The following is a 23,575-nucleotide window of genomic DNA, read 5'->3' as shown; positions in this document are numbered from 1 at the left end:
GCCCGCGGAGTAGGGTGCTGGGCCATGACCACCTCCGACTCCGTGCTCTCCGACCAGCGTCCGGCCTCCCTGCCCTCCGTGGCCTCCGTGGTGGCCGAGCTGGAGGCCGAGGTCGTGGCGTTCCGCCGGGACCTGCACCGGCACCCGGAGCTCTCCTACGAGGAGTACCGCACCACCGACCGCATCATGGAGCTGCTCACCGGCTACGGGCTCTCCCCGGTGCGGATGGAGTCCACCGGCGCGTACGTGGACATCGGCGAGGGCCCGGTGGTGCTCGCCCTGCGCGCGGACATCGACGCCCTGCCGCTCGAGGAGGAGACCGGGCTGCCGTACGTCTCCGTCAACGACGGCGTGACCCACGCGTGCGGCCACGACATGCACACCGCCGTGATGGCGGGTGCGGCGCTCGTGATCGGGCGGATCCTGCGCGGCGCCACCCCGGACCCGGCCCTGCGCGCGGCGGGGGAGCGGGCCCGCGGCTCCGTGCGCGTGATCTTCCAGCCCGCCGAGGAGCGGCTGCCCGGCGGCTCCCTCTCCGTGCTGCGCCAGGGCATCCTCGACGGCGTGCCCCGCATCCTCGCCGCGCACTGCGACCCCGCGGTCGACGTCGGCTCGATCGGCACGCGCATCGGCGCGATCACCTCCGCGGCGGACACCATCCGCATCACCCTCACGGGCCGCGGCGGCCACACCTCGCGCCCGCACCTGACGGAGGACATGGTCTTCGCCCTGTCCCAGATCGCCGTGAACGTCCCGGCCGTGCTCTCGCGCCGGATCGACGTGCGCTCGGCGGTGTCCGTGGTGTGGGGCCAGATCGCCGCCGGCAGTGCCCCCAACGCCATCGACAACACCGGCTACCTGGCCGGCACCATGCGCTGCCTCGACGCGGACGTGTGGGAGGAGGCCGGCGAGCTGCTCGACGAGGTGGTCACCCAGGTGGCGGCCCCCTACGGCGTCCAGGTGCAGCTCGAGCACGTGCGCGGCGTGCCGCCCGTGCACAACACGGACGCGGAGACGGCCCTGATCGAGACCGCGGCCCGCCGCGAGCTCGGCGCGCGCGCCATCCAGCTCACCCCGCAGTCCATGGGCGGCGAGGACTTCGCGTGGATGACGCAGCGGGTGCCCGGCTCGATGCTGCGCCTGGGCACGCGCACCCCCGGCGGGCCGGTCTACGACCTGCACCGCGGTGACTTCACCCCGGACGAGCGGGCCATCGGGGTGGGCATGCGGGTGTTCGCCGCCGCGGCCCTGCAGGCGCTCGTGGGCGAGGAGGGCCACTGACCCCGCGGGTTCCCGACGGCACGGTGTGACCCAACGCAACATTGGGTAAACTCCCGAGTAGCAGGGTCCAGGCGTGCCTCGAGGGGCCGACTCGTCCCTCCGGCCGCCTCGGCCGCGCATCCCGCACCGTGTCACCGAAATGAGGACCCCCATGGGCACCGCCACTCCGTCGGCCGAGGGCCGCCGTCGTCTCCTGCTCCCCGCCGCCGTGCTCGGCGCCTCCGCCCTGCTGCTGACCGCGTGCGGCCAGGCTCCGGAGGCCTCGAACTCCTCCGAGTCCGCCGGCTCGGCGTCCGCCACGGGGGCCGCGGCCGAGGTCGGCTCGGACAACTCCGACTACACCGGCTGCATCGTCTCGGACGAGGGCGGCTTCGACGACCGCTCGTTCAACCAGTCCTCCTACGAGGGCCTGAAGGCCGCGGAGGAGGAGTTCGGGATCGAGATCCGCGAGGCCGAGTCCAACTCGGTGGGCGAGTACGTGCCGAACCTGAACGCGATGCTCGACGCGGACTGCAACCTCGTCGTGGCCGTGGGCTTCCAGCTGGGCGACACCATGAAGCCCATCGCCGAGGAGAACGCCGAGACGAAGTTCGTGGGCGTGGACGTCACCGCCCCCGGCTTCCCGGAGAACGTCCGCAACATCATCTACGACACAGCCCAGGGCGCCTTCCTGGCCGGCTACCTGGCCGCGGGCATGACCGAGACCGGCACCGTCGCCACCTACGGCGGCATGGAGATCCCCACCGTGTCCATCTTCATGGACGGCTTCGCGCGCGGCGTGGAGCACTACAACGAGGTCAAGGGCGAGGACGTGCGCGTGCTCGGCTGGGACACCGAGAACCGCACGGGCTCCTTCATCGGCGACTTCTCCAACCAGAACGCCGGCAAGACGAACACCGCCAACTTCATCAACGAGGGCGCGGACATCATCATGCCGGTGGCCGGCCCCGTGGGCCTGGGCACCATCGACGCCGTCAAGGAGGCCAACGGCGGCGGCAAGGACGTCAAGGTCATCTGGGTCGACTCCGACGGCTACGAGACCACCCAGGACGGCGAGGTCATCCTCACCTCCGTCATGAAGCGCATGGGCGACGCGGTGAAGCAGGTCATCGCCGAGGACATCAACGACGAGTTCACGTCGGAGGCCTACGTCGGCACCCTGGAGAACGACGGCGTGGCCCTCGCGCCGTTCCACGACTTCGAGGACGCCGTGCCGCAGGAGCTCAAGGACGAGCTCGAGGCGCTCGAGGAGGACATCGTCTCGGGCGAGATCGAGGTCGGCTCCGAGGACTCCCCGGAGGCCTGATCCGCCCGCCGGCGGCCACGCGAGCCGCCGGCCACCCGAGGACCGGGCCCCGTCGACCAGACGGGGCCCGGTCCCTGCCCGCCGCGACCGCCGCGGCGCCGACCACCTGACAAGGGGAGAGACCGGATGAAACTCGAGCTGCGGGGGATCACCAAGCGCTTCGGGACGTTCACCGCCAACGACTCCGTGGACTTCGTCGTCCGCTCCGGTGAGGTCCACACGCTGCTCGGAGAGAACGGGGCCGGCAAGTCGACGCTCATGAACGTGCTGTTCGGGCTCTACGACCCGACCGAGGGCGAGATCCTCGTGGACGACCGGCCCGTCCGGTTCGCCGGACCCGGCGAGGCCATGCGCGCGGGCATCGGCATGGTCCACCAGCACTTCATGCTCGTGCCGGTGTTCACGGTCGCCGAGAACATCGCGCTCGGCGACGAGCACACCCGCGCCGCCGGCGTGCTGGACCTGGAGGCCACCCGCCGGAAGATCCGCGCCATCTCGGACGAGTACGGCTTCGCGGTGGACCCGGACGCGGTCGTCGAGGACCTGCCGGTGGGCGTGCAGCAGCGCGTCGAGATCATCAAGGCCCTCGTGCGCGACGCGAAGGTCCTCATCCTGGACGAGCCCACGGCCGTGCTCACCCCGCAGGAGACGGACGAGCTGCTGGCGATCATCGACCGGCTGCGCCAGGACGGGACGGCGATCGTCTTCATCTCCCACAAGCTGCGCGAGGTCAAGGCGATCTCGGACCACATCACCGTGCTGCGGCGCGGCAAGGTGGTCGGCACCGCCGAGCCCAGCGCCTCCGCCGCGGAGCTGGCCGCCCTCATGGTGGGGCGCCAGGTCTCGCTCAACCGCGCGAAGGCCGCCCCGACCCTCGGCGAGGAGACCTTCAAGGTTCAGGACCTGACGGTGGTCTCGCCCACCGGCCAGGTGCTGGTGGACCACGTCTCCTTCGCCATCCGCCAGGGCGAGATCCTGGGCGTGGCCGGCGTGCAGGGCAACGGCCAGACCGAGCTGACCGAGGCGATCATGGGCCTGCACAAGGCCACCGGCTCCGTCACCCTGGATGGCCGCGAGCTCGTCGGCCGCTCCACCCGCGAGATCATCCGGGCCGGCGTCGGGTACGTTCCCGAGGACCGCTCCACGGACGGCCTGGTCGGCTCCTTCACCGTGGCCGAGAACATGGTGCTCAACCGCTTCGACCGGGAGCCCGCCGGGTCCGCCCTGCAGCTGCGGCCCCGCGCTGTGCGCGAGCTGGCCGAGGCCCGCGTGCAGGAGTTCGACGTGCGCACGCAGGGCGTGGACTCGCCCGTGTCCTCGCTCTCCGGCGGCAACCAGCAGAAGGTCGTCATGGCCCGCGAGCTCGTGGACGAGCTCCGGCTCTTCATCGCCTCCCAGCCCACCCGCGGCGTCGACGTCGGCTCCATCGAGTTCCTGCACGAGCGGATCGTCCGCGAGCGGGACAACGGGACGCCCGTCATGATCGTCTCCACCGAGCTGGACGAGATCCTCGAGCTCTCGGACAGGATCGCCGTGATGTACCACGGCAGGATCGTGGGCATCGTGGACGGCGACGCCTCCCGCGAGACTCTGGGCCTCATGATGGCCGGCCAGACTCCCGAGTCGCCCGCCACCGAGATCGCCACCACCGAGGAAGGACCCCGGGCGTGAGCCAGAACCCTCCCCAGACCCCGGCCAGTGAGCCCGTCCAGCCGCCCGGCGGCGCCCCGGCGCCGGCCGCCGGCGTGACCGGCGCCGACGCGCCTCCCGCGCCCGAGCGCGGCTCCCAGGAGTCCGTGCTCCGCGAGATCCTCTCGGGCAACGCCATGGTCACCGCCCTGGCGATCGTCCTGTCCCTCGTGATCTCCGCGGTGCTGATCATCGTGACCAGCCCGGACGTGATCGACGCCGCGGGCTACTTCTTCGCCCGGCCCATGGACACGCTCTCCGCGGCGTGGACGGTCGTCTCGGACGCCTACCTGGCCCTGTTCCGCGGCTCGATCGTGAACTACCGGGCGGACTCGTTCGCGGACATGATCCGCCCCCTCACCGAGACCCTGACGGTGGCCACGCCGCTGATCATCACCTCGCTGGGCGTGGCGATCGCCTTCCGCACCGGCCTGTTCAACATCGGCGGCCAGGGCCAGTTCCTGATCGGCGCCGCGTTCGCCACGGTGGGCGGCGTCTACCTCGACCTGCCGCTCGGCGTGCACCTGCTGCTCGTGATCGTCATGGGCGCGCTCGGCGGCCTGCTGTGGGGCGCCGTGGTCGGCCTGCTGAAGGCCTACACCGGCGCGCACGAGGTGATCCTCACGATCATGCTCAACTACGTGGCGCTCCACCTGGTCTCCTACCTGCTGAACACCCCGTTCCTGCGCCGCGCGGGCACGAACAACCCGATCTCCGAGCAGTTCCCCGACTCGGCCGCCTTCCCGGCCCTGCTCGGCGACGGGTTCCGCCTCCACTGGGGCTTCGTCATGGCGCTGGTGCTGACCTTCCTGGCGTGGTGGATGCTCGAGCGCTCCACCCTCGGCTTCCGGCTGCGCGCCGTGGGCGCCAACCCGGCGGCTGCCCGCACCGCCGGCATCAGCGTCAAGGGCGGCTACGTGGCCGCGATGGCGATCGCCGGCGCCCTGGCCGGCCTCGGCGGCGTGGCCCACATCTCCGGCACGGAGAAGGTGCTGACCTCCGGCATCGCCGGCCAGTTCGGCTTCGACGCGATCACCGTGGCCCTGCTGGGCCGCTCCCACCCGGTGGGGGTGCTCTTCGCGGGCCTGCTCTTCGGCGCCCTGCGTGCCGGCGGCGTCACCATGCAGACCCAGACCGGCGTGCCGATCGACATCGTGCTCGTGGTCCAGTCCTTCATCGTGCTGCTCATCGCCGCACCGCCGCTGGTCCGGGCGATCTTCCGCCTGCCCGCGCCCGGCAGCGTCCGCGCCCGCGCGAACGCGGACGTCGTCACCCAGCCGGTGCTGGCCGGCGCCGCCGTCCCGGGCGCGGCCGCCGAAGCCGTCCCGGCCGAGACCGGATCCGCGACCACCTCGAAGGGGGAGGGCCGATGAGCACCGCCGCGCAGACGAACCCCGTCCAGCCCACGCCGGCCGACACCGGCCGCGCGCCGTCCGCCGAGGCCCCCCGCGAGGGCGGGACGGTGGTGGTCCGCTCCTGGACCACGCCCATCGTGTTCACGGTCTTCACCGTGCTCGCCCTGGTCGTCTTCGGCCTCAACGCGCCGGACGCCGCGGCCACCTTCCGCGTCTCCACGGAGGCGGACGCGTTCCGCATCCCGGACCTGGTCGCCGACGGCGCCGTCGGCGGCTGGATCGTGACCGCGATCCTCGCCGTGCTCACCGTCCTCGCCTGGATGCGCGCCGCGCGCGGACGCGCCGTGGGCGCGGTGCTCGGCATCTCGTTCGCGCTCGTGTTCGTGGCGGGCTTCCTGATCTGGGTCGTGGGCTCCGCGGCGAACACCTCCGTGTTCCTGACCGGCCTGATCGCCGGCTCCTTCGCCCTGGCCGTGCCCCTGATCTTCGGCTCCATGGCGGGCATCCTCTCCGAGCGCGCTGGCGTGGTGAACATCGCCATCGAGGGCCAGCTGCTCGCGGGCGCGTTCACCGCGGCCCTCGTGGGCTCCATGACCGGCTCCCCGTGGGCCGGACTGGCCGCGGCCGTCGTCGCCGGCGTGCTGGTCAGCGTGATCCTCGCGGTCTTCTCGATCAAGTACCTCGTGAACCAGGTGATCGTGGGCGTGGTGCTGAACGTGCTCGTGGCCGGGCTCACCGGCTTCCTGTTCTCCACCGTGCTCTCGGAGAACTCGTCCGGGCTGAACTCCCCGCCCCGGTTCGAGACGCTGCGCATCCCTGGCCTCGCGGACATCCCCGTGATCGGGCCGATCCTGTTCGAGCAGACGCTGCTGGGCTACGGGATGTACCTGATCGTCGCCGTGATCTACTTCGGCCTGTTCCACACCCGCTGGGGCCTGCGCGTGCGCGCCGTCGGCGAGCATCCGAAGGCCGCGGACACCCTCGGCATCAACGTCCTCCGCACCCGGTACGTCAACGTCCTGCTCGGCGGCGCGGTGGCGGGCATGGGCGGCGCGTTCTTCACGCTCGTGCAGTCGTCCTCGTTCTCCCGCGAGATGACCGCCGGCATGGGCTTCATCGCCCTGGCCGCCGTGATCTTCGGCCGCTGGAACCCGATCGGCGCGTTCTTCGCGGCGCTGCTGTTCGGCTTCGCCACCAACATGCAGTACGTGCTGGCGATCCTCGGCACCCCCGTGCCGAGCCAGTTCATGGCGATGCTGCCGTACCTCGTGACGATCTTCGCCGTCGCCGGCCTCGTGGGGCGCTCTCGGGCCCCCGCCGCCAGCGGCGTGCCGTACGTGAAGGAGTAGTCGATGGCCGCGGAGGGGACGACGACGGCGCCCGGCGTGGACTGGGACCGGCTGCGGGCCGCGGCGCTCGCCGCCACGGAGCACGCCTACGTGCCGTACTCAGGGTTCCGGGTGGGCGCCGCGGCGCTCACCGAGGACGGCCGGCTCGTGACCGGCTGCAACATCGAGAACGCCTCCTACGGGCTGACGCTGTGCGCCGAGTGCGCCCTGCTGGCGGACCTCCGCATGGGCGGCGGCGGCCGGCTGGCCGCGTTCGTGTGCGTGGACGGGCAGGGCGTGCTCACCATGCCGTGCGGCCGCTGCCGCCAGCTGCTCCACGAGTTCCGCGCCCCGGACATGGTGCTGCTCACCCCGGCGGGGGAGCGGACCATGGGGCAGGTGCTGCCCGATGCGTTCGGGCCGGAGGACCTGGAGCGCGCCGCCGCTCGATAGAGTCGGAGGCCCCGCCGCCCTGGACCATCCCGCCCGGGCGGCGACCCACCCGAGAGCGACCCACGAGGAGCAGGAATGACCGCGCAGCAGGCCGAGCCGTTCGACGCCGTCGAGGTGATCCGCGCCAAGCGGGACCGTCAGACGCTGAGCCCCGAGCAGATCGACTGGGTGGTGGACGCCTACACGCGCGGCGTGGTGGCGGACGAGCAGATGTCCGCCCTGGCCATGGCCATCCTGCTCAACGGCATGGACCGCGCGGAGATCTCCCGGTGGACGGACGCGATGATCGCCTCGGGCGAGCGCATGGACTTCTCCGGCCTCACCGCCCCGGACGGGCGGGTGCTGCCCACCGCGGACAAGCACTCCACCGGCGGCGTGGGGGACAAGATCACCCTGCCCCTGGCCCCCCTCGTGGCCTCCTACGGCGTGGCCGTGCCGCAGCTCTCCGGCCGCGGCCTGGGCCACACCGGCGGCACCCTGGACAAGCTCGAGGCCATCCCCGGTTGGCGCGCGGACCTGACCAACGAGCAGATGATGCGCCAGCTCTCCGAGGTGGGCGCCGTGATCTGCGCCGCCGGCTCCGGCCTGGCCCCGGCGGACAAGCGGCTGTACGCGCTGCGCGACGTCACCGGCACGGTGGAGGCCATCCCGCTGATCGCCTCCTCGATCATGTCCAAGAAGATCGCCGAGGGCACCGGCGCGCTCGTGCTCGACGTGAAGTGCGGCTCCGGTGCGTTCATGAAGGACGAGGCCTCCGCGCGTGAGCTGGCCCGCACCATGGTGGACCTCGGCCGGGACGCCGGCGTGGACACCGTCGCCCTGCTCACGGACATGTCCGTGCCCCTGGGCCTGACCGCGGGCAACGCCCTCGAGGTGAGGGAGTCCGTCGAGGTGCTCGCCGGCGGCGGCCCGGCCGACGTCGTGGAGCTCACCGTGGAGCTGGCCCGCGCCATGCTCGCCGGTGCGGGGGTCACGGACGTGGACCCGGCGCAGAACCTGGCCAACGGCAAGGCGATGGACGTGTGGCACCGCATGATCGAGGCGCAGGGCGGCGACCCGCGCGCGGACCTGCCGACGGCGGCCCACACCGAGGACGTCGTCGCGGAGGCCGACGGCGTGCTCGCCGAGCTGGACGCGATGGCCGTGGGCCTGGCCGCCTGGCGCCTCGGCGCCGGGCGCGAACGCCAGGGCCAGCCCGTCCAGGCGGGCGCCGGCGTCGAGCTGCACGTGCGCCCGGGCGAGCGGGTGGCCCGCGGGCAGAAGGTGATGACCCTGCACACGGACACCCCCGAGCGGTTCGCCCGCGCGAAGGCGGCCCTGGAGGGCGGCTGGGCCGTGGCGGAGAAGGGCGAGGCCGAGGCGGCCGCCCTGCGCGACCGGTCGGTAATCCTGGACCGGATCGGCTGATCCCGTGCTCGAGTGGATCGAGGAGACGGTCCTCCACGCGGCGGCGCAGTGGTGGATGCTGCCGCTGACCCTGGCGCTGTGCCTGCTGGACGGCATCGTCCCCGTCTTCCCCTCGGAGTCGGTGATCGTGGCCCTGGCCGCGATCGTGCGCGACGGGCAGCCGTTCTCCCTGTGGGCGCTGTGGGCCGTCGGCTTCGCCGGGGCGTTCCTCGGGGACATCCTGGCGTACGCCATCGGGCGCGCGGTGGGCGTGGACCGGTTCCGCTGGATGCGCACCCCCCGGGTGCGGGCATCGGTCGCCGTCGCCCGCCACCACCTCAACGGGCACGGCGCCCTGCTGCTGTTCACCGGCCGGTTCATCCCGGGCGGCCGCGTGGCCATCAACCTCACGGCGGGCGCCATCAGGTACCCGCTGCACCGGTTCGTGGCCCTGGACCTGCTCGCCACCGCCACGTGGTCCGCGTACTCGATCATGATCGCGCGCCTGACCACCGGCTGGCTGGACAACGCCCTGCTGCAGATCGCCGTCTCCGTCACCGGCGCGGCCCTCGTGGGCGTGCTGCTGGACCGGGCGCTCAAGACCGTGCTGCGCCGCCGCCTGGGGACCGGGGTGAAGGGCCTGCGGCAGGCCGAGGACGAGGCGCTGCGCTGAGCGCCCTGCCGTAGAGTGGCGCGCGTGACTGCCACTCAGCTTCCGGACACCGCATCCCCCTCCCCGCTCGAGGTCGACCTGGCCGCCCTGCCCAAGGTCTCCCTCCACGACCACCTCGACGGCGGCCTGCGCGTCGGCACCGTGCTGGAGCTGGCCACCGAGGCCGGCGTCGACGTCCCCGCGGACACCGTGGAGGGCCTGGCCGAGTGGATCGCCGAGCACGCCAACGGCGAGTCCCTCGAGAAGTACCTGCAGGTGTTCGCCCTGACCACCGCCGTGATGCAGACCCGCGAGCAGCTGCGCCGCGTGGCCCGCGAGTTCGTCGAGGACCTCGTCGCGGACGGCGTCGTCTACGGCGAGATCCGCTGGGCCCCCGAGCAGCACCTGGCCGGCGGGTTGAGCCTGGACGAGGCCGTCGAGGCCGTCCAGGAGGGCCTGGACGAGGCCGTGGACGCCGCCGACGCCCAGGGCAAGCTGATCCGCGTGGGCCAGCTGATCACCGCGATGCGCCACGCGGACCGCGCCCAGGAGATCGCCGAGCTCGCCGTGCGCCATCGTGGGCGCGGCGTGGTGGGCTTCGACATCGCCGGCGCCGAGGCCGGCTTCCCGCCCTCGCGCTTCGCCGAGACCTTCACCTGGCTGGCCGCCCACCACCTGCCCGTCACCGTGCACGCCGGCGAGGGCGACGGCCTGGACTCCGTGCGCTCCGCCCTCGTGGACGGCCGCGCCCTGCGCCTGGGCCACGGCGTGCGCCTGGCCGAGGACATCTCCGTGGAGTTCGGCGGGGTGGACGAGGACGGCGAGCAGCTGGACGAGCTGACCGGCCTCGTCGACCTGGGGGAGACCGCCGCCTGGGTGCGCGACCGCCAGATCGCCCTCGAGGTCTGCCCGTCCTCGAACCTGCAGACCGGCGCCGTGGACGCCGAGGCCGGGATCGCCGGCCACCCGATCGACCTGCTCGTGCAGCTGGGCTTCCGCGTCACCGTGAACACGGACAACCGCCTGGTCTCGGACGTGTCCCTCACCGACGAGCTGTACCTGCTCGCCGAGACCTTCGGCTACTCGCTCGCGGAGCTGCTGGACCTGCAGCTCAACGCCGCCGAGGCCGCGTTCCTGGCCGTGGACGAGCGCGAGGACCTCGCGGAGATCCTCGTGGCCGGCTGGGGCGAGGTCATCTCCGGCGACGACGCCGGCCCCGTCCTGGAGGAGCTGGACGAGGACGACGAGGACGAGGACGAGGACGCCTGATCCTCCCGTGAGCGAGAGCGTGGACCGTCTGGTGGCGGTGGTCGAGGCCCTGCGCGACCACTGCCCCTGGACGGCCGCGCTCACCCACGGGGACCTCGCCGAGTACCTCGTGGAGGAGGCCTACGAGGCGGTGGCCGAGATCGAGGCCCGCGACGCCGCGGCGTGGGCGGACGTGCCCGCGCGGCGGGCCGACGGCGCCTACTCGGCGCTCGCCGCGGAGCTCGGCGACGTGCTGTTCCAGGTGGTGCTGCACGCGGCCGTGTCCCGGCCGCCGGGCGCCCCCGTGTCGAGCGCGGGCTTCCGCGTGGCGGACGCCGCCGACGCCCTCACCGCCAAGATGATCCGCCGCAACCCGCTCGTGCTCACCCCCGAGGGCGCCCCGCGCTCGGCCGAGGAGCTGGCGCGGGTCACCCCGGAGGCCGTGGAGCTGGCCTGGGAAGAGGTCAAGGCGCAGGAGCGCGCCGCGGCGGGGGAGACGGCGTCAGGCGAGGCGGCGCAGGCGGGCGCGGTGGGGGCGGCCGCAGACCAGGCCTCGGAACGTTGCGCTCACGACTCGCCGCATGTGGAGACCTCGCACGGCGAGTCTCGCGCGCAACGCGGGGTGCGAGAGGTTGCGGGGGAAACGGCGGGGCAGGCGGGAGGGCCTGCCTCCGACCCCGGCTTCGGCGGGATCCCCGCGCGCTTGCCCGCGCTCGCGGCGGCGGCCAAGGTCGTGGACCGGGCCGCCCGGCAGCCCGCGGACCCGCTGGCCCGGCACGCCCCCCTGTCCGGCGACCCCGACTCCGGCCACCGCGCCGGCCACGCCGCTCCCGACGACGGCGACCCCGGCTGGGGCGACGAGGCCGCCCTGGGCGCCGAGCTGTTCGCCCTCGTGCGCCGGGCCCGGGCCGCCGGCCTCGACCCCGAGCGGGCCCTGCGCGGCACCGTCGCCCGGGTGCGCTCCGGCGACTGGGACGCCCTGCGCCCGCCGACCGCGGGCTGACGCCCGCGGCACCCTCGCCCCACACCCGCCTCCGCCCCACACCCGCCTCCGCCCCACACCCGCCGCGCCGAGGCGCCGGACCGGGTGCGACGTCGTCGGGCGCCCAGGACGTCTGCGGCGTCCGCCGCCCCGCTAGGCTGGCCCCGTGCTCGCCGACGTGCACGACTTCCGATTTCGATTGAAGGAGACCCGTCCATGGCCCTGATCGACGCCATCCACGCCCGCGAGATCCTCGACTCCCGCGGCAACCCGACCGTCGAGGTGGAGGTCCTCCTGACCGACGGCTCGCTGGGCCGCGCGGCCGTGCCCTCGGGCGCCTCCACCGGCGAGTTCGAGGCCGTCGAGCGCCGCGACGGGGACACGAAGCGCTACCTGGGCAAGGGCGTCCTGGACGCCGTCGCCGCCGTGGAGGAGATCGCGGACGAGCTCGAGGACGAGTTCGCCGTGGACCAGCGCGCCGTCGACCGCCTGATGCTGGACCTGGACGGCACCCCCAACAAGGGCAAGCTGGGCGCCAACGCGATCCTCGGCGTGTCCATGGCCGTGGCCGCCGCCGCCGCGCAGTCCTCCGACCTGATGCTCTACAAGTACCTGGGCGGCCCGAACGCCCACGTGCTGCCCGTGCCGATGATGAACATCCTCAACGGCGGCGCCCACGCGGACTCCAACGTGGACATCCAGGAGTTCATGATCGCCCCGATCGGCGCCCCCTCGTTCCGCGAGGCGCTGCGCTGGGGCACCGAGGTGTACCACTCCCTCAAGAAGGTGCTGCAGGAGAAGGGCCTGTCCACCGGCCTGGGCGACGAGGGCGGCTTCGCCCCGTCCCTCGAGTCCAACCGCGCCGCGCTGGACCTGATCGCGGAGGCCGTGGAGAAGGCCGGCTACACCCTGGGCGAGGACATCGCGCTGGCCCTGGACGTGGCCTCCTCCGAGTTCTGCGAGAAGGGCGCCTACACCTTCGAGGGCCAGAAGCGCTCCGCCGAGGACATGGTGGCGTACTACACCGAGCTGGCGGACAACTACCCGATCGTCTCCATCGAGGACCCGCTGGACGAGAACGACTGGGACGGCTGGCGTCTGCTCACCGAGAAGCTGGGCGACCGCGTCCAGCTCGTGGGCGACGACCTGTTCGTCACCAACGTGGAGCGCCTGCAGCGCGGCATCGACGACAAGGCCGGCAACGCCCTGCTCGTGAAGGTGAACCAGATCGGCTCGCTGACCGAGACCTTCGACGCGATCGCCCTGGCCCAGCGCCACATGTTCAACTGCATGATCTCGCACCGCTCGGGCGAGACCGAGGACACCTTCATCGCCGACCTCGCCGTGGCCACCAACGCCGGCCAGATCAAGACCGGCGCCCCGGCCCGCTCGGACCGCGTGGCCAAGTACAACCAGCTGCTGCGCATCGAGGAGGACCTGGCCGACGCCGCCGTGTACGCCGGCCGCTCCGCCTTCCCGCGCTACCGCGGCTGAGCGTCCCCCACGACGACGCACGGGCCCGTCCGGATCGCTCCGGGCGGGCCCGTCCGCGTCCGGCGGAGGCCAGGGTCCTGCCAGGGGAGGGCAGTACGCTGTGGGGGTCCCCGCCCCGAGCTGCGAAGGAGTCCGCGATGAGTCCGCGTCGTCCCCGCGTGCCCCGTGTCGACCCGGCGACGGGCGCCCCGCGTCGGGCGGCCCAGGATGCCGCGGTCGAGCCGACGACGGCGCCGCAGGACCCCGCGGCCGAGCCGCCGCGCGCGGACTCCCGGCCCGCCCCGGCCGAGGCCGCCGGCGCACCCGCCGCCCCGAGCCCGCCCGCCGCGCCGGGGACGGGACAGGGGGACGGTTCCGCGCCGTCCGCCGAGCCCGAGCGCCCGGCCACGGCGGAGGTCATCGACCTGCAGCGCGCCCAGGACCGCCGCCAGGGGGGCCCGGCCGCCCCCGAGCACGCGGCCGGCTCCCACGCCGCCGGAACCCGCCCGGCCGAGGACCGGCGCGCGGGCGCGAACGCCGCCCGGCCCGCCGCGTCGAGCCCGGCCCGCCCGGCCGCGCGTCGACCCCGGCCCGCGCCGCGGCGCGCCCTGTCGCCGGCCGCCATGGCCGCCCGCCGCCGCGCCCCGCTGCCCGACCCCGTGCCCGCCCGGCAGATCACCGGCCGCTCGTTGCTCGTCGTCGCCGTGCTGCTGGTGGCCGCCGTGCTCGTGGCCCCCACGCTGCGCGCGTTCCTGAACCAGCAGCTGGAGATCGCCGCCGCCGAGGAGGAGATCGCGGCCATGCAGGCCCAGCGCGAGGACTACGAGGAGCGGATCCGGCTCTGGGACGACCCCGGGTACGTGACCCAGCAGGCGCGCGAGCGCCTCGAGCTCGTCATGCCGGGGGAGACCCTCTACTCCGTCACCGGGGTGCCCGAGGAGGCCCCCCGGGACCCGCGCCCCGAGGCCCCCGCGGGCGAGCCCGTGAACACGCGCCTGCCGTGGGCCGAGGGCCTCTGGGACTCCGCCGTCCGCGCCGGCCTCGAGTGAGCCCGGCCCTGACCGCCCCGAGCGCGCGCACCGCCCCGATCGACCACCCGAGAACCCACCGACGAGGACGCCCATGACCGCCAGCACCCGCCCCGCCCACGACCGCGCCGTCACCGAGGCGGACCTGGACACCCTCTCCCGCCAGCTCGGCCGCCCCGTCCGCGACGTGGTGGAGATCGGCGCCCGCTGCGTCTGCGGCAACCCGTTGGTGGCCACCACGGCGCCGCGGCTGACGAACGGCATCCCGTTCCCCACGACCTTCTACCTCACGCACCCCGCCCTCACCGCGGCGGTCTCGCGCGTGGAGGCGGACGGGGAGATGGCCCGCATGAACGAGCGGCTCGAGCAGGACGCGGAGCTCGCCGCCGCACACCGGGCCGCGCACGAGGCCTACATCGCCGAGCGGGACCGCGTGGGCGCCGACGCCGGCACCGGCCCGGTCCCCGAGATCGCGGGGGTGTCCGCCGGCGGCATGCCGGAGCGCGTCAAGTGCCTGCACGCCCTCGTGGGGCACGCGCTCGCGGCGGGCCCGGGCGTGAACCCGCTCGGCGACGAGACGATCGCCCTGGTGGCCCCGTGGTGGACGCCCGAGGTCTGCGCGTGCGAGGGCGCGTGGGACGAGGCCGCGGCGGTGCCCACGAAGGACCTCTCCCGGCACGTGAAGCACCTCGAGCGCGTCGCCGCGCTCAAGGAGGTCACGGTGGCCGGCGTGGACTGCGGCACGAACTCCATCCGCCTGCTGATCTCCCGGCCGGCCGGGACGGATGAGACCACCGGGGCCGGGGCCGACCCGGCGGCGCCGCTGGCCGACGTCGTCCGGAAGATGCGCGTGGTGCGCCTGGGCGAGGGCGTGGACGCCACCGGCGCGTTCTCCGACGCCGCGCTCGAGCGCACCTTCGCGGCGGTCGAGGAGTACGCCCGCCTGGTCCAGCGCCACCACGCTGGCCGGGTCCGGTTCGTGGCCACCTCCGCCAGCCGGGACGTCTCCAACCGGGCCGCGTTCGTCGACGGAGTCCGGGAGCGGCTCGGCGTCGAGCTGGAGGTCGTCTCGGGCGCCGAGGAGGCCGCCCTGTCCTTCACGGGCGCCGTCTCCGCCGTCGAGACCGCGGACCTGGGTCCGGAGGACCTCGTGCTCGTCGTGGACCTCGGCGGCGGCTCCACCGAGCTGGTGGTGGGCACGCCCGCCGGCGAGGTCGTGGGCGCGGTCAGCCTGGACATGGGCTGCGTGCGGTTCACCGAGCGTCATCTGCACTCCGACCCCCCGACGTCGGACGAGGTCGCCGCGGCCCGCGCGGACGCCCGCCGCCTCCTGGACGACGCCGCCGCGCGCCTGCCGCTGGAACGCGTGGCCCGCGTGGTCGGCGTGGCCGGCTCGGTGACCACCGTGACCGCCGAGGCCCTCGGGCTCAGCGCGTACGAGCCCGCGGCCATCCACGGCGCGCGCCTGCCGATCACGGAGTTCCGCGCGGCGGCGCAGGGCCTCGTGGCGGCGACCCGGGCCGAGCGCTCCGAGCGGGGGTTCATGCACCCGGGCCGGGTGGACGTGATCGGCGCGGGTGCGCTGCTGTGGAGCACCGTCCTGGAGCGAGTGGCCGAGACCGCGGGCGTCACCGAGGCCTGGGCGAGCGAGCACGACATCCTGGACGGGATCGTGCTCTCGCTGCGGTCCTGACCACGACGGCAGAGAGTGGAGGGGCTGGGCCGGTGCGTGCGTAGACTGGCCGTATGTCTCTCACCCCTGAACTGTCCCCCAAGCCGCGCCTGCTGATCGTCGGCGGCGGCTACGCCGGGTTCCACATCGCCAAGGAGCTGCAGAAGAAGGTCAAGGACGCCGGCGGCGTCGTGACCGTGGTGGACCCGCTGCCGTACATGACGTACCAGCCCTTCCTCCCCGAGGTCGTGGGCGGCCACATCGACGGCCGCAACGTCGTTGTGGACCTCGCCACCCACCTCAAGGACTCCGAGGTGCTGCGCGGCGCGGTCGTGAAGGTGGAGCACGCCCGCCGCGTGGCCACCGTGCGCGGCGAGGACGGCCACGAGTTCGAGGTGCCCTACCAGGACGTCGTGATGACCGCCGGCGCCACCACCCGCGTCTTCCCGATCGCCGGCCTGGGCGAGCACGGCATCGGCCTGAAGACCGTCGAGGAGGCCGAGGCCCTGCGCAACCAGATCCTCGAGCGCCTGGACGCCGCCTCCCTGATGGTGGACGCCGAGGCCCGCCGTCGCGCCCTGACCTTCGTGGTCGTCGGCGGCGGCTTCGCCGGCGTCGAGACCGTCGGCGAGATGGAGCACCTGATCCGCACCGCCGTCTCTCGCGACCCGCGCGTGTCCCAGTCCGAGGTGCGCATCGCCCTCGTCGAGGCCATGGGCCGCATCATGCCCGAGGTCTCCGAGGACCAGGCCGCCGGCGTGGTGGAGCACCTGAAGGACCGCGGCATCGAGGTCCTGCTGAACACCTCGCTGGGCGACGCCACGGACGGGATCATGACCCTCGTGGACATGAAGGACAAGTCCGAGAAGGAGCGCTTCGGCGCCGACACCCTCGTGTGGACCGCCGGCGTGGCCGCCAACTCCGTGGCCAAGCAGACCGACTTCCCGGTGGAGGAGCGCGGCCGCATCGAGGTCACCGCCACCCTGCAGGTCAAGGACGGCCAGGGCGGCGTGCTCGAGGGCGCCTGGGGCTGCGGCGACGTCTGCGCCGTGCCGGACCTCACGGGCGCCGGCCCCGGCGGCTTCTGCGTCCCCAACGCCCAGCACGCCGGCCGTCAGGCCAAGCAGCTGGCCGCCAACTACCTGGCCGTGCGCCACGGCGAGGGCGAGGTGCAGGAGTACGTGCACAAGTCCCTCGGCACCGTCGCCGGCCTGGGCTTCTTCAAGGGCGTGGGCAACCCCCTCGGCGTGAAGATCTCCGGCCCGGCCGCCTTCCTGGCGCACCGCGGCTACCACGCCTACGCGATGCCCACCCTGGACCGCCGCTTCCGGATCTTCGCGGGCTGGGTCGCCGAGACCCTGTTCGGCCGCGACTCCACCTCGGTGGAGGGCCAGGACCGCCCGTTCAACGCGTTCCGTCGTGCCGCCGGCGTCGAGCTCGAGCCCGGCCGCTTCGAGCGGAAGCGGGCCCTCGAGTCCTCGAAGGGCTGATCCTGCAGCCAGCGGGCCGCCGGCCCCGTCCGAGCGCATCGGACGGGGCCGGCGTCGTCCGCACCCGGGCCCGCGTCCACGGGCCCGCCACGCCCCCGTGGCCCAACTGGCAGAGGCGGCCGACTTAAAATCGGCGTGTTGCGGGTTCGAGTCCCGCCGGGGGCACGCCACGCGCACGGCTCGAACCGCAGTCCAGAGGATCACGGGCTGCGGTTCGAGACGTGTCGGCGTTCGCGGCCCCGGTGAGTGCCTCCTGCGCCTCATCCGTGCGGAGAGGCCCCGGGGACGTCAATACGCGAAGTGGATCTGCGCCCGGTGGTGGGTGGGCGTCTCGATCTCATCGAGGACGGCGCGGGCGAAGTCGGCGCCGCTGATCGCGGACTTCCCGTCCTGGTCGAACAGCGCGACCTCGCCGGAGACGCGGTAGCGTCCGAGCGCTTCCCCGGGCACGTGGGAGCCGAACTCTGCGGCTGGGCTGACGAACAGCCAGTCCACGTCGACTGAGCCCGTGGCGAGGTCTGCGAGGATGTCGTTCATCTCCCGTGCTTCGGCGGCGAACTCCGGGGGCAGGTCACCGCCCTCGACGAATCGCGGGGCGCCCTCCGCCGGGCGGAGAGAGCTGAATCCCCCGATCGCGACGAACCGGGCGCCGTTCGTGGCCGCCGCCTGGGCGAGCGAACGGTAGGCGTCCCGTAGCCTGCCCGCATTGTCCCCTCGCGGTGAGAGCGCGGCGACGACGACCTCCGCACCCGCGATGTCGGGGACGGACTGGGTGAGGTCGCCGGTGACGTAGTCGACGCCCTCGGCCTGTGTTCCGGGGGCCGTTCGACTGATGGCCGTGACGGTGTGGCCGCGCCGCGCGGCCTCGGTGACGATCGCGGCTCCCGCGTATCCCGTTCCTCCGACAACAGTGATTGCAGTCATCTCGGTGCTTCTCCATCCCTGGTGAGATCAGTGGGTGGTGGTTACTGTAGGAGACCAGGCGACGTTCGGGAAGTAGGCACCTTTTGGTAACCAGGAGTCAGACAGAAGTGAAGCGCGGGAATCCCTACGAGCAGGGGTGCCCGACGCGCCATATCCTCGACCGGATCGGTGACAAGTGGACGGTCCTGATCGTCGGGGCGCTGGGGGAGGAGAGTCTCCGGTTCTCAGAGCTGCGCCGACGGATCGAGGGGATCTCGCAGAAGATGCTCACCCAGACCCTGCGCGCCCTCGAGGAGGACGGCCTGGTGATGCGCACGGTCTACGCGGAGGTCCCAGCGCGGGTGGAATACCGGCTCACCGAGGCCGGGCACAGCCTCCGGGCCCCGCTGGAGGCGCTGGAGAAATGGTCGATCACGCACCTCGCCGATGTGCTGCACGCTCGCACCCACTACCAGACCTGACGCGCGCCGCCCTGCCGGAGGCGTCGGTCAACCGGACGGGGTGGGGCCTGTGGTGCGGAGGAGGGCGCTTCACCTCTGCGCCCACCGTGAACAGCCGGTGAACCGGCGCGGATTCACGCTCCGGCCCCGCGCGCGGACGCAGATGTCCCGATAGAATCGTGCTGAACCCCGGGGCACGAGCGCGGCTCACTGCGGCGGCGTGCGACCGGGCCGACGCGACCCGAAGGAGCGAGCCGTGGCGAATCCGGTCATGAACTCTCAGAACTTCCAGCAGCAGATGCAGGGCGGCGGACAGGCGCAGCCCGGCTGGTACCAGGGCGGGACGCAGTCCGCGCAGTCCCCGTACGGCCAGCAGCAGAGCCCGTACGGCCAGGCCCAGGCGTTCGGCGCCGGCCAGGCGGCCCAGCAGTACGCGCACCAGCAGTCCATGGAGGACGCCTTCCGCGCGCCCTCCGCCGGCCCGGAGCAGACCGGCCGGATGACCTTCAACGACGTCGTCGGCAAGACCGGCCTGATGCTCGTGCTCGTCGTGGTGGCGGGCGCCGTGGGCTGGTTCTCGCCGGGCCTGATGATCATCGGCGCGATCGCCGGCCTCGTGCTGGGCCTGGTCAACGCGTTCAAGCGCGAGCCCTCGCCCGTGCTGATCATGGCCTACGCCGTGGCGCAGGGCCTGTTCCTGGGCGGCATCTCGGCGTTCTTCGAGGGCGCCTACCCGGGCATCGTGGTGCAGGCCGTGCTCGGCACCTTCTCCGTGTTCGCGGTGATGCTGGCGCTCTACACCTCGGGCAAGTTCCGCCCGACCCCGCGCATGACGAAGATCGTCATGGGCGCTATGATCGGCTACCTCGTCTTCATGCTCGTCAACATGGTCCTCACCTGGACCGGCATCGGCAACATGCGTGAGGGCGGCCTGGGCCTGATCATCGGCGCGATCGCCGTGCTGCTCGCCGCGTACTCGCTGACGATGGACTTCGAGATGGCCGCCGTGGGCGTGAAGAACGGCGCCCCGCAGAAGTACTCCTGGTCCGTGGCCTTCGGCCTGACCGTGACCCTGATCTGGCTGTACATCGAGATCCTGCGCATCGTCGCCATCCTGCGCGGCAACGACTGACCGGCGCCCCGTCCGAGGACGGGAGCCCCGCACACGCCGCCCCGGCCCTTCCACAGGGCCGGGGCGGCGTGCGTCTGCCAGGGCGTAGATTGAGGGGGTCCGTCTCCGCGACCGAAGGAGCACCCGTGTCCGAGACCAGCGCCGCTGAGGCCTTCGGGGCCCCGCACGCCACCGGCACCCAGCACCGCCTGCGCCGCGCCGGGGCCGAGGCCGTCGCCGTGGGCCTCGCCGGCGCCCTGCGCACCTACCGGGTCCACGGGGTGGACCTCACCGAGCCGTACGGCCCCGAGTCGATCCCGCCCGCCGGCAACGGCATCCAGATGAGCCCGTGGCCCAACCGGGTGGCCGGGGCCCGCTGGGAACTGGGTGGCGCGGAGCAGGGCCTCGACGTCACCGAGCCCGCGCGCGGCCACGCCATCCACGGCCTGCTGCGCAACACCCACTTCGTCGCCGAGGCGTCCTCGGAGCACGCGGTCACCCTGCGCGGGGAGATCCACCCCCAGCACGGCTGGCCCTTCCGCCTCACGCACCGCGTCACGTACGAGCTGGACGCGGACGGCGGCCTCACCGTCACCCAGGAGCTCGAGAACCACGCGGACGCGCCCGCGCCCGTGGCGTTCGGCGCCCACCCGTTCCTGCGGATCGGCGACGTCCCCGTCCCCGAGCTGAGCCTGCGCGTGCCCGCGGACGCCTGGATCCGCACGGGGGAGGACCTCATCCCGGTGGAGACCCTGCCCGTGGAGGGCACGGACCGGGACTTCCGCCGCGGCCGCCCCGTGGGTGAGGACGCGCTGGACGTGTGCCTGACCGGGCTCGCCCCGGACGCGGACGGACGTCATCGTCAGACCCTCCTCGCCGGGGACGGGCGCGCTGTGACACTCTGGTCGGATCACGCGTTCGCGTACACGCACGTCTTCGTCACGGACCGGCTGCCCGGCCGCGACGTCGCCGTCGCGGTGGAGCCCCTGACGGCCCCCGCGGACGCGCTGAACACGGGGGAGGGCCTGCACCGGCTCGCGCCCCGCACCCGCTGGTCCGCCCAGTGGGGCCTGACCCCGCATGTCCCCCCGCACGCAGACGAGGAGAACCGCTCGTGAGCTCCACCCTCGCGGCCCAGACGAAGATCAACAAGGACGTCCCGTACGGGCTGACGGTGGCCGCCGCCTGGTCCTGGCGGCTCGTGGCGGTCCTGGTGGGCCTCGGCGTCCTCTGGTGGCTGCTCAGCTTCGTGAGCCTCGTGCTCATCCCCGTCCTCGTGGCCGCACTCCTCGCCACCCTGCTGGCGCCGCTCTTCGAGGGCATGCGCCGCATCGGGCTCCCCGGGATCGCGGCGTCGCTGCTGTGCGTGCTGCTGCTGGTCGTGGTGGTGGTCGGCCTCGTGGTCCTCGCCGGTCAGCAGATCGTCCAGGGCTTCTCGGACCTGGGGGAGAAGCTGACCACGGCCGTGTACGGCGCGATCGCCTGGCTCGCCGGCATGGGCGTGGAGATCCCCACCTCGGGCGGCGGCCTCGAGGGGCTGTGGAAGACCGTCCAGGACAACTCGGGCACGCTGCTCAACAGCGCCATGACCTTCGGCTCCACTGCCGTGAACATCGGCGCGGGCTTCTTCATCGCCCTCTTCTCGCTGATCTTCTTCCTGTACGACGGCGACCGCATCTGGCGCTTCATCCTCATCTTCGTGCCCAAGGCCCACCGGGCCACCGTGGGCCGGGCCGGCCAGACCGGCTGGCGCGCGCTGGGCAACTACGTGCGGGTGCAGATCTTCGTGGCGTTCGTGGACGCCGTCGGCATCGGCCTGGGCGCGCTGATCCTCGGGGTGCCGCTGGCCATCCCGCTGGCGGTGCTGGTGTTCCTGGCCTCGTTCATCCCCATGATCGGCGCCACCGTGACCGGCGCGATCGCGGTGCTCTTCGCGCTCATGTCCAACGGCCTGGTCAACGCCCTGCTCATGCTGGGCGTGGTGCTGCTGGTGCAGCAGATCGAGTCCAACGTGCTCCAGCCGCTCGTGATGGGCAAGGCGGTCGCGCTCCACCCGCTGGCCGTGTTCCTCGCGGTGGCCGCCGGCTCCGCCGTGCTCGGCCTGGCCGGCGCCGTGTTCGCGGTGCCCGTGCTGGCCTTCGTGAACAGCTTCATCCGGGCCCTCACGGCGGACCCGCCCGAGCAGCTGACGGACCGCTCGGACCAGGCGCTGGCGCCGGGGGGCGCGGCGGACGAGGCGGTGGGCTCGCACGTGTTCGAGCCCACGAAGCACGACGACGCGGCCCTCGCCTCCGAGGACGACGCCGGCACCAGCGGGGACCTGCGATGACGGCGGGCGATGTCGCGCAGGAGCAGGAGAGCGTGCAGACCGCCGCCGACGCGGCGCCCGTGGCCGGGCCCCGGTGGGTGCGCCCGGCCGACGCGGAGCCGGCCTGGGAGGGTCTGCCGGTGTCCTACGAGGACGTCGAGGCGGCCCGGGAGACCCTGCGGGGCGTCTCGGAGGTCTCGCCGCTGCAGCTGTCGCGCTCGCTGAGCCGGGCGGTGGGCACGGACGTCCACCTCAAGTGCGAGAACCTCCAGCGGGCGGGCTCGTTCAAGATCCGGGGCGCCTACGTGCGCATGGCCGGGCTGAGCGAGGCGGAGCGCGTGCGGGGCGTGGTGGCGGCCTCGGCCGGCAACCACGCGCAGGGCGTGGCGCTGGCCGCGGCCAAGCTGGGGATCAGCGCCCGGATCTACATGCCCCGCGGCGTGGCCCTGCCCAAGCTGCAGGCCACCAAGGACCACGGCGCCGAGGTCGTGCTGCACGGCTCCACCGTGGACGAGTCCCTCGCCGAGGCCCAGCGGTGGGCCGCCGAGACCGGCGCCGTGTTCATCCCGCCGTTCGACGACCCCGCGATCATCGCCGGCCAGGGCACCGTGGGCCTGGAGATCCTGGACACGCTGCCGGACGTGGACACCGTGATCATGGGCATCGGTGGCGGCGGGCTGATCGCCGGCACCGCCGTGGCCCTGAAGGAGGCGGCCCGGCGCCGCGGCCGCACGGTGCGGGTCATCGGGGTGCAGGCGGCCACGGCCGCCGCGTTCCCGGGCTCCCTCGAGGAGGGCCGCGTCCAGGTGCTGGAGAGCGTGTCCACCATCGCGGACGGCATCGCGGTCGGCAAGCCGGGCAACCTGCCCCTGCGGATCACGGCCGAGCTGGTGGACGCCGTCGTCACGGTGACGGACGACGAGATCGCCGCCGCCCTCGTGCACCTGCTCGAGCGCGCCAAGCTCGTGGTGGAGCCGGCGGGCGCCGTCGGCGTGGCCGCGCTGCTGGCCGGCCGCACGGCGGACCTCGGCTTCGAGCTGGGCTCCACCGTGGCCGTGCTCTCCGGCGGCAACATCGACCCGATGCTGCTGCTGAAGTCCGTCCAGTCCGGCCTCTCGGCCGCGGGCCGCTACATGACGGTGCGGATCCCGCTGCGGGACCGCCCGGGCGAGCTCGCGACCATCTCGCGGATCATCGCGGACTCGGACGCCAACGTGGTGCGCGTGGACCACACCCGGGTGGGCCCGGAGCTGTCCATGGGCGGCGTGCACATCACCATCGACATGGAGACGCGCGGCCCCGAGCACTCGGCGGCCGTCCTCGAGGCCCTCCGGGAGGCGGGCTACAGCCCGGTGCCGATCCACTGACCGGCACCGCACGCCGCAGCGGCCTCCTCGACGCGTCCTGCGTCGGGGAGGCCGCTCGTCGTCGGGGGCCCGGCGCGCAGGC

20 protein-coding genes and 1 tRNA gene are annotated in these 23,575 nt (G+C 73.4%); 20 read left to right on the top strand and 1 reads right to left on the bottom strand.

Features of this window, described 5'->3' with window-relative positions:
- The first annotated feature begins 24 nt into the window (after nucleotides 1-24).
- From HDA33_RS07270 to HDA33_RS07195, 15 genes are all read left to right on the top strand, one after another.
- A complete protein-coding gene (locus HDA33_RS07270; protein ID WP_184172168.1) occupies nucleotides 25-1,281 on the top strand; it encodes an amidohydrolase in 1,257 nt (418 codons plus the stop codon).
- Nucleotides 1,282-1,432: 151 nt separating this feature from the next.
- Complete coding sequence (locus HDA33_RS07265) at nucleotides 1,433-2,587, top strand: BMP family lipoprotein (protein ID WP_184172166.1); 1,155 nt, start codon at nucleotides 1,433-1,435, stop codon at nucleotides 2,585-2,587.
- Between the two features lie 126 nt (nucleotides 2,588-2,713).
- Nucleotides 2,714-4,258, top strand: a complete 1,545-nt coding sequence (locus HDA33_RS07260) for an ABC transporter ATP-binding protein (RefSeq protein ID WP_184172164.1) — start codon at nucleotides 2,714-2,716, stop codon at nucleotides 4,256-4,258.
- Nucleotides 4,255-5,649: an ABC transporter permease gene (locus tag HDA33_RS07255; RefSeq protein ID WP_420826914.1), complete on the top strand. Its 1,395-nt coding sequence runs from the start codon at nucleotides 4,255-4,257 to the stop codon at nucleotides 5,647-5,649. Before HDA33_RS07260 ends, HDA33_RS07255 begins: the two co-directional genes overlap by 4 nt.
- Entirely contained in the window at nucleotides 5,646-6,980 is a 1,335-nt protein-coding gene (locus HDA33_RS07250) for an ABC transporter permease (protein ID WP_184172162.1), read from the top strand. Before HDA33_RS07255 ends, HDA33_RS07250 begins: the two co-directional genes overlap by 4 nt.
- 3 nt (nucleotides 6,981-6,983) lie before the next feature.
- Nucleotides 6,984-7,412: a cytidine deaminase gene (locus tag HDA33_RS07245; protein WP_184172160.1), complete on the top strand. Its 429-nt coding sequence runs from the start codon at nucleotides 6,984-6,986 to the stop codon at nucleotides 7,410-7,412.
- A 75-nt stretch (nucleotides 7,413-7,487) separates the two neighbouring features.
- Complete coding sequence (locus HDA33_RS07240; protein WP_184172158.1) at nucleotides 7,488-8,819, top strand: thymidine phosphorylase; 1,332 nt, start codon at nucleotides 7,488-7,490, stop codon at nucleotides 8,817-8,819.
- Nucleotides 8,820-8,823: 4 nt separating this feature from the next.
- Nucleotides 8,824-9,471 carry a VTT domain-containing protein gene (locus tag HDA33_RS07235; protein ID WP_184172156.1) on the top strand — a complete coding sequence of 216 codons (648 nt, stop codon included), beginning with the start codon at nucleotides 8,824-8,826 and terminating at the stop codon, nucleotides 9,469-9,471.
- A gap of 24 nt (nucleotides 9,472-9,495) precedes the next feature.
- Nucleotides 9,496-10,719: an adenosine deaminase gene (locus HDA33_RS07230; RefSeq protein ID WP_184172154.1), complete on the top strand. Its 1,224-nt coding sequence runs from the start codon at nucleotides 9,496-9,498 to the stop codon at nucleotides 10,717-10,719.
- Nucleotides 10,720-10,726: 7 nt separating this feature from the next.
- Nucleotides 10,727-11,701, top strand: a complete 975-nt coding sequence (locus HDA33_RS12710; protein WP_338104283.1) for a MazG nucleotide pyrophosphohydrolase domain-containing protein — start codon at nucleotides 10,727-10,729, stop codon at nucleotides 11,699-11,701.
- 195 nt (nucleotides 11,702-11,896) lie between these two features.
- The gene (gene eno, locus HDA33_RS07215) at nucleotides 11,897-13,174 is read left to right on the top strand and encodes a phosphopyruvate hydratase (RefSeq protein ID WP_184172152.1); all 1,278 of its coding nucleotides are present in this window, start codon (nucleotides 11,897-11,899) and stop codon (nucleotides 13,172-13,174) included.
- A 137-nt stretch (nucleotides 13,175-13,311) separates the two neighbouring features.
- The gene (locus tag HDA33_RS07210) at nucleotides 13,312-14,202 is read left to right on the top strand and encodes a septum formation initiator family protein (RefSeq protein ID WP_184172150.1); all 891 of its coding nucleotides are present in this window, start codon (nucleotides 13,312-13,314) and stop codon (nucleotides 14,200-14,202) included.
- Nucleotides 14,203-14,275: 73 nt separating this feature from the next.
- Nucleotides 14,276-15,874: a DUF501 domain-containing protein gene (locus tag HDA33_RS12885; RefSeq protein ID WP_184172148.1), complete on the top strand. Its 1,599-nt coding sequence runs from the start codon at nucleotides 14,276-14,278 to the stop codon at nucleotides 15,872-15,874.
- 53 nt (nucleotides 15,875-15,927) lie between these two features.
- Nucleotides 15,928-17,343, top strand: coding sequence for an NAD(P)/FAD-dependent oxidoreductase (locus HDA33_RS07200; protein WP_184172146.1), 1,416 nt, complete (start codon nucleotides 15,928-15,930; stop codon nucleotides 17,341-17,343).
- A gap of 91 nt (nucleotides 17,344-17,434) precedes the next feature.
- Nucleotides 17,435-17,508, top strand: a tRNA-Leu gene (locus tag HDA33_RS07195).
- A gap of 123 nt (nucleotides 17,509-17,631) precedes the next feature.
- Here the strand turns inward: HDA33_RS07195 and HDA33_RS07190 are convergent.
- Entirely contained in the window at nucleotides 17,632-18,267 is a 636-nt protein-coding gene (locus HDA33_RS07190; protein ID WP_184172144.1) for an NAD(P)-dependent oxidoreductase, read from the bottom strand.
- Nucleotides 18,268-18,374: 107 nt separating this feature from the next.
- Here HDA33_RS07190 and HDA33_RS07185 point away from each other — a divergent pair, with 107 nt between their 5' ends.
- From HDA33_RS07185 to ilvA, 5 genes are all read left to right on the top strand, one after another.
- Nucleotides 18,375-18,728, top strand: a complete 354-nt coding sequence (locus HDA33_RS07185) for a winged helix-turn-helix transcriptional regulator (protein ID WP_158492240.1) — start codon at nucleotides 18,375-18,377, stop codon at nucleotides 18,726-18,728.
- 235 nt (nucleotides 18,729-18,963) lie between these two features.
- Nucleotides 18,964-19,839, top strand: a complete 876-nt coding sequence (locus tag HDA33_RS07180; protein ID WP_158492235.1) for a Bax inhibitor-1/YccA family protein — start codon at nucleotides 18,964-18,966, stop codon at nucleotides 19,837-19,839.
- Nucleotides 19,840-19,964: 125 nt separating this feature from the next.
- Nucleotides 19,965-20,936: an aldose epimerase family protein gene (locus tag HDA33_RS07175; protein ID WP_184172142.1), complete on the top strand. Its 972-nt coding sequence runs from the start codon at nucleotides 19,965-19,967 to the stop codon at nucleotides 20,934-20,936.
- Nucleotides 20,933-22,147: an AI-2E family transporter gene (locus tag HDA33_RS07170; RefSeq protein ID WP_184172140.1), complete on the top strand. Its 1,215-nt coding sequence runs from the start codon at nucleotides 20,933-20,935 to the stop codon at nucleotides 22,145-22,147. The genes HDA33_RS07175 and HDA33_RS07170 overlap by 4 nt, the downstream gene beginning before the upstream one ends.
- Complete coding sequence (gene ilvA, locus HDA33_RS07165) at nucleotides 22,144-23,493, top strand: threonine ammonia-lyase (RefSeq protein ID WP_246416908.1); 1,350 nt, start codon at nucleotides 22,144-22,146, stop codon at nucleotides 23,491-23,493. Before HDA33_RS07170 ends, ilvA begins: the two co-directional genes overlap by 4 nt.
- The last annotated feature ends 82 nt before the right edge of the window (nucleotides 23,494-23,575 follow it).

Source organism: Micrococcus endophyticus (assembly GCF_014205115.1).
Lineage (GTDB): Bacteria > Actinomycetota > Actinomycetes > Actinomycetales > Micrococcaceae > Micrococcus > Micrococcus endophyticus.
This window is presented reverse-complemented; position numbering and strand designations above follow the sequence as displayed.

Coding starts and splice junctions, on each gene's coding strand:
- HDA33_RS07270 (WP_184172168.1), top strand. CDS start 25: ATGACCACCTCCGACTCCGTGCTCTCCGACCAGCGTCCGGCCTCCCTG.
- HDA33_RS07265 (WP_184172166.1), top strand. CDS start 1,433: ATGGGCACCGCCACTCCGTCGGCCGAGGGCCGCCGTCGTCTCCTGCTC.
- HDA33_RS07260 (WP_184172164.1), top strand. CDS start 2,714: ATGAAACTCGAGCTGCGGGGGATCACCAAGCGCTTCGGGACGTTCACC.
- HDA33_RS07250 (WP_184172162.1), top strand. CDS start 5,646: ATGAGCACCGCCGCGCAGACGAACCCCGTCCAGCCCACGCCGGCCGAC.
- HDA33_RS07245 (WP_184172160.1), top strand. CDS start 6,984: ATGGCCGCGGAGGGGACGACGACGGCGCCCGGCGTGGACTGGGACCGG.
- HDA33_RS07240 (WP_184172158.1), top strand. CDS start 7,488: ATGACCGCGCAGCAGGCCGAGCCGTTCGACGCCGTCGAGGTGATCCGC.
- eno (WP_184172152.1), top strand. CDS start 11,897: ATGGCCCTGATCGACGCCATCCACGCCCGCGAGATCCTCGACTCCCGC.
- HDA33_RS07210 (WP_184172150.1), top strand. CDS start 13,312: ATGAGTCCGCGTCGTCCCCGCGTGCCCCGTGTCGACCCGGCGACGGGC.
- HDA33_RS12885 (WP_184172148.1), top strand. CDS start 14,276: ATGACCGCCAGCACCCGCCCCGCCCACGACCGCGCCGTCACCGAGGCG.
- HDA33_RS07200 (WP_184172146.1), top strand. CDS start 15,928: ATGTCTCTCACCCCTGAACTGTCCCCCAAGCCGCGCCTGCTGATCGTC.
- HDA33_RS07190 (WP_184172144.1), bottom strand. CDS start 18,267: ATGACTGCAATCACTGTTGTCGGAGGAACGGGATACGCGGGAGCCGCG.
- ilvA (WP_246416908.1), top strand. CDS start 22,144: ATGACGGCGGGCGATGTCGCGCAGGAGCAGGAGAGCGTGCAGACCGCC.